The sequence below is a fragment of the Spirosoma liriopis genome, assembly GCF_023196085.1.
GTDB classification, from domain to species: domain Bacteria; phylum Bacteroidota; class Bacteroidia; order Cytophagales; family Spirosomataceae; genus Spirosoma; species Spirosoma oryzicola.
The window spans coordinates 1666689-1678887 of record NZ_JALPRF010000001.1; the positions used below are offsets into that span (position 1 = coordinate 1666689).

Below are 12199 nucleotides of genomic sequence, written 5' to 3' on the forward strand. Positions count from 1 at the left end.
TGACACTTAACGTTATGGAAAGAAGAACATGGGTTGTAGCGGCCATGCTGGCAGCCACCACAAGTTTAACATCCTGCGCATCGTTTGAGAATTGGCTATATGGCGACTCAAAAAACAGTCGGCAGGATATGGTGCAACGAGATCGCACCAGCGATACGCGCGATTTACGGCGACGCAACGACGGCGACGATGATGACAACAAACAGGGTGGTTTGTTTAGCCGTCGGGATCGGAACAACTCGCGTGACGACCAGATGAGCCGCAACGACTCCCGCTCCAGCTCATCAGCTTCTTACCGTAATTCCTATCGGTCATCAGATAATCGCGGCAACCGGCCAAGCCGTATGTCGGGCAGCGACTCTTATTCGTACAACAATCGATACAACGATCAATCATACGACAACCGCGATTCCTACAACGACCGGTACAATGATCGCGATCGTAACTCAGACAACCGGGATTCCGATAACTACCGTAACTCGTACAATAACCGAAACAATAACGACGACCGCGATTCTTACAACTCACGGTCTGATTATAACAGCAACCACGGTCGGTACGACAACTCAACCTACAACGACCGTCGCTACGATGATCGGGACTCGCGTCGCAACAACGACCGGGATGACCGAGACAGCTACAATGACCGGCGTTATGACGACCGAAACAACCGGAATAGCTACGACGACCGTCGCGACAATGACCGCGACAACCGAAACTCGTACCGGGATGATCGGGACGATGATCGCGACAACCGGGGAGCTTTATCCAACTTGTTCAATCGCCGTGACGACCGGGACCGCGATGACCGAGACAGCCGATCCAATGATCGAGATGATCGTCGGGACCGCGATGACCGGGACAACCGCCGGGACCGGGATGACCGCGACGATAAAAACAGCCGGTACAACGACCGAGACAGCCGATCCAACGATCGGGATGACCGTCGGGACCGCGATGACCGGAACAGTCGGAACAACGATAAATTCAGCGATGATCGGAAAGAGCTAACTGATCGTATTTCGGAGCAGATGGACAAGATCGACGATCAGCTCAACGACGCGAAGGCCGAGGTGAAAAACGAAAGCAAGAAAGATCGTAAAGCACGCGAAGACCGGGTTAGAGATCTGGAAGATAAGCGTCGTCAACTGTCCGATTCGTACTATAAAGTACAGCGCTCAAGCGAAGATGACTTTAAAAAGGTGAAACGCGAAGCCAACCGTGCCGTCGATGATGTGGAAGAAGCCATCGAAAAAATGGTTGATAAAGTTAAAAAATAGAACGCTATCTTAGGCGTAAGATTTGGACTGGTCGAATAGATCAGTCCTTTTTTTGTTTTTGCTGTCAACGTCCCGGGAACGACAGATTATATTTGCGCTATGGCACTTATAAAACCCGTTCATGGGATTCATCCCTCATTTGGCGACAACTGCTGGTTCGCCGAGAATGCAACCATCGTAGGTCAGGTCACAATGGGACGCGACTGCACTGTCTGGTTCAACGCGGTTGTGCGGGGCGACGTGAATTCAATCACATTAGGCGATCGCTGCAACGTTCAGGACGGTGCTGTTATCCACTGCACCTACCAGCGCCACAAAACCACGATTGGCAATTACGTATCCATCGCCCACAATGCCATTGTTCATGGTTGCACCATTGAAGACAAAGTTCTGATTGGAATGGGTGCAATTGTTATGGACGGAGCCGTTATCGGAACGGGCAGCATTATTGCCGCAGGTGCCATTGTTACGCAGAATACCATTGTACCACCCGGTTCAATTTATGCGGGCAATCCAGCTCGTCTGCTGAAAGCGGTTTCGGCGGAGCATGAAGAGGTTTTCATGCGCACAGCTACTAATTATGTCATGTACGCAGGCTGGTTTAAGGAGTAACTTATGGACGATTTTTTCATTTACCTTGGCCTTGGCTTCGACCATATCACTGATCCCAGCGGCTACGATCACGTTTTATTCGTTACTGCCTTGTGCGCCGTCTACACGCTTCAGCAATGGCGACAGGTATTAATTCTAGTGACGGCATTTACCATTGGTCACTCGATTACACTGGCGTTGGCTACGCTTCAGCTTATCACGTATAAAACTGAAGTCATTGAACTACTCATTCCGATCACCATCCTGATCACAGCTATTACCAATTTCTTTTTCCAGGAGCCTGGCTACCGATCGTTGCCAGTTTCCCGGCAAACAAACCGTCCGTGGCGCTATGGTTTGGCCCTGGTTTTTGGCTTAATTCACGGCATGGGTTTTTCAAACTACCTGCGCAGTCTGCTAGGTCGGGAGGCCGACATCGTCAAACCGCTGCTGGCTTTCAACATTGGTCTGGAAATCGGTCAATTAGTGATTGTTGGTTTTATCCTGACGCTAGCCTACTTAGCGCTTAATTTACTCAGAACTAGCCGACTACGCTGGACACTTATCTTGTCGGGTTTTGTAGCAGGAATGGCCGCATCGCTCATTATCAACAACGAGTACCTAGGTGAATTGATGAAGTAGGCTGAGCACCTTTCCGGATTGTCTTTTCCTTCCTCAAAATACAAATACGGCAAACCTCTTTTTTTTGTAATTTTAGCACTCCTATCAACAACTATAGCTTGATTTATGCAAAAGATAATTTTGCTAGTAACGAGTTTAACCATTCCAATGTGGTTTGCTCGGGCACAAGCGCCGACGACGCAACATGCCAACACGCGTTTTGAACAGTTGGGACCAACGCTGCCTACACCGAACACATTTCGTACAGCATCCGGAGCACCGGGAAAGGACTACTTTCAGAACCGAGCCGATTATGACATTAAAGCTACGCTGGACGACACCAATCAGAAATTAACCGCTTCGGAAACGATCACGTACCACAACAACTCAACGGATGCTCTTCCCTACCTGTGGTTACAGCTTGATCAGAACCTGTTTCGCCCCGATGTAATTAGCAGAACCTCGCAGACCGGCGGCATAAACGCCGAACGGGGTGCTTCGCTACAGCAACTTACGGCCAATACCAGCCTGGCCGAAAAAGATTACGGTCAGAAAATTACATCGGTACGTGACCAATCGGGCAAAGCGCTTAAATACACGATCAATCAGACAATGATGCGGATTGACTTGCCCACACCCGTAGCTCCGGGCAAGTCCGTAACGTTCTCTGTTGACTGGAACTTTAAAATTGTTGACGCGAAAAGTGTAGGGGCTCGGTCGGGCTTCGAATACTTTCCGAAAGATGGCAACTACATCTATGAAATGGCCCAGTGGTTCCCCCGCTTATGCGCTTACAACGACGTAAATGGCTGGCAGAACAAGCAGTTTCTGGGACGTGGTGAGTTCACGCTCATCTTCGGCAACTACAAAGTGGCGATCACTGCGCCCAACGACCACGTTGTTGGCGCAACCGGCGAATTGCAAAATCCCGCTCAGGTGTTGACCGCTACGCAGCAGAAGCGCCTGACCGAAGCGAAAAATCGCGGTGATAAAGCGGGCGAAAATCCTATTCTGGTTGTTACGCAGGCCGAAGCCGAAGCCGCCGAAAAAGGCAAAGCCACGGGTACCAAAACCTGGGTCTACAAAGCCGATAACGTTCGCGATTTTGCCTTTGCCAGCAGCCGCAAGTTTATCTGGGACGCGCTTCAACCAACAGTGGAAGGCAAGCGCGTTTGGGCAATGTCGCTCTATCCGAAAGAAGCAAATCCGCTTTGGGGTCAGTACTCAACGCGGCTTATCGCCCATACGCTACGCTCTTACTCACGTCGGACCTTTGCGTACCCGTACCCTGTAGCATACTCCGTTCATGGTCCGGTTGGTGGTATGGAGTACCCAATGATGAGTTTTAACGGGGCTCGTCCAGAAGCCGATGGGACCTACTCCGAAGGCACCAAAAACTTCCTCATTTCGGTCGTTATTCATGAGGTCGGTCATAACTACTTCCCAATGATCGTCAACTCCGACGAACGGCAGTGGTCATGGATGGACGAAGGACTGAACAGCTTCCTCGAAGGCTTGGCCTGTCTCGAATGGGATGCAAATTTCCCGGCGCACGGCATCGACCCACAGTACATTGTGCCGTACATGCAGCTCGATTCTACCCAGCAGGTTCCGATCATGAGCAGTTCGGATAATATTCCGGGCAATACATTCGGTCCGAATGCGTACACCAAACCCGCCACGGCGCTTAACATCCTGCGCGAAACGGTGATGGGCCGCGAACTATTCGACTATGCATTCAAGGAATATTCGCGCCGGTGGGCCTTCAAATCGCCCGAACCCGCCGACTTCTTCCGCACTCTGGAAGATGCCTCGGGTGTTGATCTGGACTGGTTCTGGAAAGGCTGGTTCTACACGGTTCAACCCGTTGACCAATCGCTGGTGAAAGTCGACTGGTATCAGGCTAACTCACAGAATCCAGAGATCACCAAAGCCGAAGCCCGCGCAGCCGCACAACGTCGACTGAATACGATCAGCAAACAGCGCGACGCGCTCAGCAAAGACGAAACCGTAGTATCGCAGGACAGCACCATGCGTGACTTCTACAATCAGTACGACCCATACGCCGTTACCGACGAAGACCGCAAGAAATATCAGGCTTATGTGGCGTCCTTGTCAGCAGAAGAACGGCTACTCGCTGAAGCGGGTACTAACTTTTACACCTTGTCATTGCAGAACAAAGGCGGTTTGCCGATGCCCGTAATTATCCGGATGGAGTTCGAAGATGGAACTGATTCGGTAGCTCGCTTCCCAGCCGAAATCTGGCGATTCAACGATGTATCGATCAAGAAAGTAATCGCAACGCCCAAGAAAGTAAAGCAATGGACGCTTGACCCTTTCTACGAAATTGCGGATATTAATACCGAAGACAACTCGTTTCCGCCGGTAGCCAGACCGACACGTTTCCAGCTATTCAAGCAGCAGGGACGAGGCAGTAGCGCATCCAATCCGATGCAACAACAACGTCAACAAGCACCAGCCAGACAAGGAACTGGCCGTAATTAACCCAAGCGTTTAACTTAAAATCTACTATGAGAAAGACAGTGCTGATGGCTGGCCTCGTCCTATGGTCAGCCACGCTGATGGCCCAGGCTCAACCGGCTCCGACTCAAAACGCGAACACGCGCTTCGAGCAGTTGGGACCAATGTTGCCAACGCCAAATACCTTCCGAACGGCTGCTGGCGCACCAGGAAAAGACTATTTTCAAAACCGCGCCGACTACGACATCAAGGTTGAACTTGACGATGCCAACCAAAAAATCATTGGTTCTGAAACGGTAACGTATCACAACAACTCAACCGACGAGTTACGCTTTATCTGGCTGCAACTCGATCAGAACCTGTTTGCGAAAGGCTCGATTGGTAGCGTTACCCGCACGGGTGGCGTCAACGAAAGTGGGATGAGTTTTGCTCAGCTACAAAACCTGACTTCCGTTCGGGAGCGTAGCAGCCAGCAGGCTTCGGATAAGTACGGCTACAAAATCACGTCCGTAAAAGATGCGAAGTCTGGCAATGCGCTCAAATACACCATCAACCAGACAATGATGCGGATCGACTTGCCGACGCCCTTGAAGCCCGGTGCAAGTTATTCGTTCAACGTCGATTGGAACTACTTCGTTACAGAGTACTACGGACGGAGCGGTATGGAGTTTTTCGCCAAAGACGGCAACTACAATTACTTCATTGCGCACTGGTTCCCGCGTTTGTGCGCTTACAACGACGTAAATGGCTGGCAGAACAAGCAATTCCTGGGTCAGGGTGAATTCACGCTGATCTTCGGTAATTACAAAGTGGCCATCACCGCGCCAAGCGACCACGTTGTTGGCGCAACCGGCGAGTGCCAGAACTACAAGCAGGTCTTATCGGCTACGCAGCAGAAACGGATGGCACAAGCAGCTACTTCGAAAACGCCAGTTATCATTGTCTCGCAGGCTGAAGCCGAAGCCGCCGAGAAAGCAAAACCCGGCGATACGAAAGGCAAAAAAACCTGGATTTTTGACGCGAAAAATGTTCGTGACTTCGCGTTCGCCAGCAGCCGCAAGTTTATTTGGGATGCGATGCAAACCGACGTATATGGCGACGGACACAAGATCTGGAGTATGTCGTTTTATTCTAAAGAAGGCAATCCACTGTGGGGCCAGTATTCGACCCGCGTTGTTGAGCATACGCTGAAATCATACGGTAACCGCACAATCAAGTACCCGTATCCAGTTGCAATTTCCTGCCACGGCACACCGGGCGGTGGTATGGAATACCCGATGATTTCGTTTAACGGTGGCCGTCCTGAACCTGATGGTACCTATTCTGAACAGACCAAAGCGGGTATGATTGGGGTAATCATTCACGAAGTGGGTCACAACTTCTTCCCGATGATCGTCAACTCAGACGAACGGCAGTGGACCTGGATGGATGAGGGCTTGAACACCTTCTGTCAGTATCTGGCCGAAAAAGAGTGGGACTACAATTTCCCAAGCCGTCGGGGTGAGCCGCAATACATCGTGGATTACATGAAATCGGATAAAGCGGTCCTGTCGCCCATTATGACTTCATCCGATAACGTGATCAGCCTCGGACCAAACGCTTATGCCAAACCCGCCACGGCGCTTAACATCCTGCGCGAAACGGTGATGGGCCGCGAGCTGTTCGATTATGCATTCAAGGAATACGCGCGTCGGTGGGCCTTCAAATCGCCCGAACCCGCCGACTTCTTCCGCACCCTGGAAGATGCCTCGGGTGTTGACCTGGACTGGTTCTGGAAAGGCTGGTTCTATGGTGTCGAACCTGTCGATCAGGATTTAGTAGAAGTGGATTGGTTTCAGGTTGATTCAGGTGATCCGGTAGCGACCAAGGCAGCCGCTAAAGCTGAAGCGCAACGCCGGGCTGGTACGGTCAGCAAACAACGTGATGCGGCAACACAGGCCGAATCCGTTGTCGCCAAAGATTCAACCATGCGCGATTTCTACAACAGCTACGATCCGTACGCCGTTACCGACACCGACAAGAAGAAATACCAGGATTACCTGGCAACGCTGAGCGAGAGCGAACGGAGTGCGCTGGAAAAAACGGCGGGCACCAACTTCTACACACTATCCCTCAAAAACAAAGGTGGTGTTCCGATGCCCGTAATCATCCGGATGGAATTTGAAGACGGAACCGATTCAGTAGCTCGCTTCCCGGCCGAAATCTGGCGATTTAACGACGTATCGATCAAGAAGGTGATTGCTACATCGAAGAAAGTAAAGCAATGGACGCTTGATCCGTACCAGGAGATCGCTGATATCGACGCCGATAACAACTCATTCCCCCGGGTGTCTCAGCCGACACGCTTCCAGTTGTTCAGGCAGCAGCAGCGTTCGGGCGCACAAAGTCAGAACCCGATGCAGCAACGTCGGTCTAATCAGCCGCCCGCTACACAAGGAAGCAGCAAAAACTAAGTATAGTTTAGAGAATGAACAGTAAAGCAGACAAAAAAACGCGCTACTTTATTGTTCATTCTCTACTCTTCACTACCTTTGCAAACCGATTCGGGATGTAGCGCAGTCCGGTAGCGTGCTTGCATGGGGTGCAAGAGGTCGTGGGTTCGAATCCCGCCTTCCCGACATAATTAACAGCCACTCACAAAATTTGTAAGTGGCTGTTTTTATTTTAGGGTACAACGTTTGGCACAACAATTACATCATATCAATACGTCAATCATTGATTGTAATAGGTGGGCATACAGATCTCAAGTCAGTTAACCAGCAAAAAAGAAAATTTCTTGAGTTCTGAAGCACTTTTAGACTCTTCATTTCAATATTACTTATCTTTTTGCTAATCGATGCAATTTCTTCTTTGTACCTATTCTGCCTAATACTAAGCCCACTCGTGTCGCTAGTGTGCATACTACTAGGTAGTCGTAGCGGTACCGGCAGCACGAGTGGGTGATAAGCATAATTATCAAGTTATTTCATTTTATACAGATCAGGAAACGGTTACCAGTTCGTTGACCATAGAAATAAAGAGAACCGAAAGGCTTCTTTACGCCAAAAGCTATTTAACAATGTATAATGAATATCCACAATCAAGCTGGACAGTCGATTCTCACTTCTCACTGGCCTTACAAGCGACAATCTTTTGATTAGTATTGTAGAGCCATTAATATTTAACGATTTTAATGAGTCGTTGTTGGTCGCCCATACTTATCCGAACGTAGTATAGCCCACTTGCTGAACCTATCCGAACCCATCGATGCTCCAGCAAACCTGCCTCTTCTAACGCCGTTTCACTAATCAAGCGGCCTTGACTATCGAAGCTACGTAGCCACAGAGATTTACCCTGAGCACCCTGAATTTCGACCTCCACTAATTCAGCAGGGGTAGGATTGCCTAAAACCCGTACCTGTATACCATAACCGGATTCGAAGTCAGCCGCCACAGACTGGCGACTTCCACCAGTGCTACTAACAGTTATATAGAATCCACTATAAACTGTCGATCCTCCATCATCCGTAGCTCCTATAGTAATACCATTGACTCCGACATTAACGGGTGTACCCGAGATTACACCAGTAGTGGCATTCAGGCTTAACCCTGCTGGTAGACTAGATGAAGAATACACTAAAGGCCGCCCTTCTGGATCATTAAAAGCATAAGCTGTCGGAATGGACATGCCTACACCTATTGTACCAGACTGAGGGGATGACAACCCACCACCTATTACGTAAGGCGCTCCATTAACGGTCAAATAGAATCCACTATAAACTGTCGATCCTCCATCATCGGTAGCCCCAATAGTGATTCCTGCAGTGCCACCACTAATGGGAGTACCCGAGACTATACCGTTTTGAGAATTTAGCTGCAAACCAGAGGGCAAACTACTTGACGAATATACTAAGGGACGACCATCTGGGTCCGAAAACGCATAGGCGGTTTGAATGGACACACCAACGCCTGCCGTAGCCGACTGAGGAGAGAGGATTCCATTGCCCACTACAACTGGTGGCAGGTTAGTAGATGGGTCTGTACTGACAACTAGGTAGAAGCCGCTATAGACTATTGAGCCTGCGTCATCGGTGGCTCCGATTGTAACACCGAACCGGCCTGCTGAAGTCGGTGCGCCCGAGACTATGCCGTTTTGAGAATTTAGTCGCAAACCGGAGGGCAAACTACTTGACGAATATACTAAGGGACGACCCTCCGGGTCCGAAAATGCATAGGCGGTTTGAATGGATACACCAACGCCCACCGTAGCCGACTGAGGAGAAAGGATTCCATTGCTCGTTACAACTGGCGGTAAGTTACTAGGTGGATCTGTATTGATTACTAAGTAGAAGCCGCTGTAAGTCGTAGCTCCGGCATCATCAGTGGCTCCGATCGTAACGCCAAACCGGCCTGCTGAAGTCGGTGTACCCGAAACTATACCGGTATTGGCATCAAGAATCAAACCAGAAGGCAGACTACTAGAAGAATAAAGTAGTGGTCGTCCTTCAGGATCAGAAAAAGCATAAGCTGTGGCCGTTGAAAAGGCCGCCCCTACTGTTGCAGATTGGGGCGAAGCCAAGCCACTTCCTACCACCACAGGTGGCAGGTTAATCGTAACCTTGCGAACGCGGTTATTGCCACTATCGGCAATATAAATAATGCCTTTTTCGGCCAATGCAATATCATTAGGCGCATTCAGTGCAGCATTGATAGGCAATCCGCCATCCCCACTAAAACCGGCAGTACCATTACCTGCTATGGTCGTAATGATGCCGTTGACATTGACCAGCCGAACACGATTGTTTCCCGCGTCCGCAAAGTAAAGATTACCGCTGGCATCTATTTTAATAACTTTAGGCGTATTTATTTTCGCACTAGTAGCCGGCCCGCCATCACCACCAAATCCGGGAGCTCCACCACCCACTACCGTTGTAATGATACCATTTACGTCAACCTTTCGTATTCGATGCTCTCTAATATATGTGGATCTGTCTTGGTAAAAATACTCGCTGGAAAAATATAGATTACCAATCCCGTCCACCGCTATTGAAGTAGGACTAATATTCGCATTAATTGCTAAGCCACCGTCACCACTATAACCATAGACACCAGTTCCAACTACCGTAGTAATGATACCATTATTGTCTACTCTTCTAATCCGGCTACCGGCGGCAATGTAAATATTTCCCATCTTATCAATCGCCACTCCTTGAGCACTCCCTAGTCCAGCATTGGTGGCTGGGCCACCGTCACCACTATAACCTGCATTGTTGCCCGCTATCGTGCTAATCATACCAGCCGGCGTTACTTTTCTGACAAGAAAACCGGTTGCAATGAGCAGATTACCATTCCTGTCTAGAGCATTGAAACTGGGTTGGTAGACTGCCGCATTTAAAGCCGGACCATTATCACCTGTACCGTACAAGTATTCTACTCCGTTGCCGGCAATGGTCGTAATAATGCCCTCTGCACTTACTTTTCGAATTCGATTGTTACCTGAATCACTAATATATAGATTGCCAGCCCCATCCACCGTCAAGCCCGATGGAGTCAATAAGTTGGCATTGGTAGCTAGCCCACCATCCCCTCCGAATGAAATCGTGCCGTTACCAGCAATAGTGGTAATAGTACCATTTGTAGAAATTTTACGAACCCGCCTAGCATCTGCAAAAATCAGGTTTCCATTGCTGTCGATAGTTATTCCAGTTGTATTGTTCAAGGATGCACTGGTTGCTGGTCCACCATCACCACCATAACCCTGCGTTCCCCCTGCTACTGTGGTAATAATCCCGTTACTAGCCACTTTCCGAATTCGATAACTAAAGTTATCGTCAATGTACAGGTTGCCACTGGCATCTACAGTAACATCAGAAGGTCGATTAAGCAGGGCGTTCGTTGCAGGTCCTCCATCACCACTGGCCCCTTCTCCACCTCTACCAGCCACTGTAGTAATAATACCATCAATGTCTACCTTGCGAATACGTCCGTTTTGGGTATCAGTAATATATAGATTGCCAGCAGCATCCACAACAACACCCGAAGGATAGCGTAACCGGGCGTTAGCAGCCGGGCCGCCATCACCACTAAAACCAGCAACACCGGTACCAGCCACTCGGGAGATAATGCCATTGGTATCTACTTTACGGACACTGGCATTATTGATGTCAGCAATGTATAGATTGCCATTGGCATCTACTGCCAGTCCACTAGGGGCATTTAACTGAGCGTTGATGGCCAATCCTCCGTCGCCACTATTACCAATTTGCCCGTTGCCCACCACAGTCGTAATGATACCATTAGTATCTACTTTTCGAACCCTAGCGTTGCTAATGATGAAAAGATTACCTGTTTTATCGATTGCGATCGATAAGGGATTCAATTGAGCATTGACGGCCGGACCACCGTCGCCACTAAAACCACCAACACCGGTACCAGCTATAGTTGTAATCGTACCATCAATCGCTACTTTCCGAACCGTATAATTGACAGCATCTGAAAAAAACACATTTCCCGCTGCATCTACTGCTACATCAAATGCATATGGTACGATAGCAGCGGTAGCAGGGCCGCCATCCCCTTTTGAATTACTACCGGCTATGGTTGTAATTACCTGCGACAGACTCCGCTGGCTCATCAACAAGGAACTAGCTAATAAAAGAAACCGGACTAACAATTGCCACCAATAGGTCTGGATAGATATAGTTACTGTCATAGGATAGAGTAATTAAAAAATATAAGTTGCTTCACGTTATTATGTCTCTTTAAGAGCAAATTAAAGTGCATATAACGACTACTTAATTTTACTGATATTTATGTAAGTATGACAGGAGCAAATTACTACTCGCTCTGTCTGGAGTTGTAATGATCTGGGCTAAAATGGTGCAATATTAGGGAGGGACAGAAACAAGACGACTTATAAATAGGCTATCTCTCCCGCGGAGCATTTGTCCCCCTACAAGTAGAGACAGTGTACAAGGCGTGTCGTCGGACAATCCCATAGATTCAAAACAAAAAATGAGCCGTCTTTAAGCACCTAACTACTTCAGTCAACAATCCGTACCGTAGCATTGAATTATCTATAATCAATTTTTCTTGCCATTGTGCTTTGGGTATAAGAAAATACAGCGATTTTATATCAAGAGACAATAAAGGCTATTTTTACAGACCCTATCAGATATAGCTTAGTAATGTACCAACTATAAATAATTTCGACACACTACGTGGTGATCAAGAGGTCGTGGATTCGAA

General features: G+C 48.8%; 6 protein-coding genes and 1 tRNA gene. 6 read left to right on the forward strand and 1 reads right to left on the reverse strand.

Annotated features, from left to right (window positions below):
• The first annotated feature begins 14 nt into the window (after window positions 1–14).
• The 6 genes from M0L20_RS06915 (at window position 15) to M0L20_RS06940 (ending at window position 7591) form a co-directional block, all read left to right on the forward strand.
• Window positions 15–1280: a BAR domain-containing protein gene (locus M0L20_RS06915; protein WP_248476250.1), complete on the forward strand. Its 1266-nt coding sequence runs from the start codon at window positions 15–17 to the stop codon at window positions 1278–1280.
• A gap of 99 nt (window positions 1281–1379) precedes the next feature.
• Window positions 1380–1892 carry a gamma carbonic anhydrase family protein gene (locus tag M0L20_RS06920; protein ID WP_248476251.1) on the forward strand — a complete coding sequence of 171 codons (513 nt, stop codon included), beginning with the start codon at window positions 1380–1382 and terminating at the stop codon, window positions 1890–1892.
• A gap of 3 nt (window positions 1893–1895) precedes the next feature.
• Window positions 1896–2513, forward strand: a complete 618-nt coding sequence (locus M0L20_RS06925) for a HupE/UreJ family protein (RefSeq protein WP_248476252.1) — start codon at window positions 1896–1898, stop codon at window positions 2511–2513.
• Between the two features lie 105 nt (window positions 2514–2618).
• Window positions 2619–4997 (forward strand): M1 family metallopeptidase, encoded by a 2379-nt coding sequence (locus M0L20_RS06930; RefSeq protein WP_248476253.1) that lies wholly within the window; start codon window positions 2619–2621, stop codon window positions 4995–4997.
• 26 nt (window positions 4998–5023) lie between these two features.
• Window positions 5024–7426: a M1 family metallopeptidase gene (locus tag M0L20_RS06935; protein ID WP_248476254.1), complete on the forward strand. Its 2403-nt coding sequence runs from the start codon at window positions 5024–5026 to the stop codon at window positions 7424–7426.
• A gap of 91 nt (window positions 7427–7517) precedes the next feature.
• Window positions 7518–7591: transfer RNA gene (locus tag M0L20_RS06940), tRNA-Pro, on the forward strand.
• Between the two features lie 535 nt (window positions 7592–8126).
• Here the strand turns inward: M0L20_RS06940 and M0L20_RS06945 are convergent.
• On the reverse strand, window positions 8127–11663 hold the full coding sequence (locus tag M0L20_RS06945; protein ID WP_248476255.1) for an NHL domain-containing protein: 3537 nt from the start codon (window positions 11661–11663) through the stop codon (window positions 8127–8129).
• Between the last annotated feature and the right edge of the window lie 536 nt (window positions 11664–12199).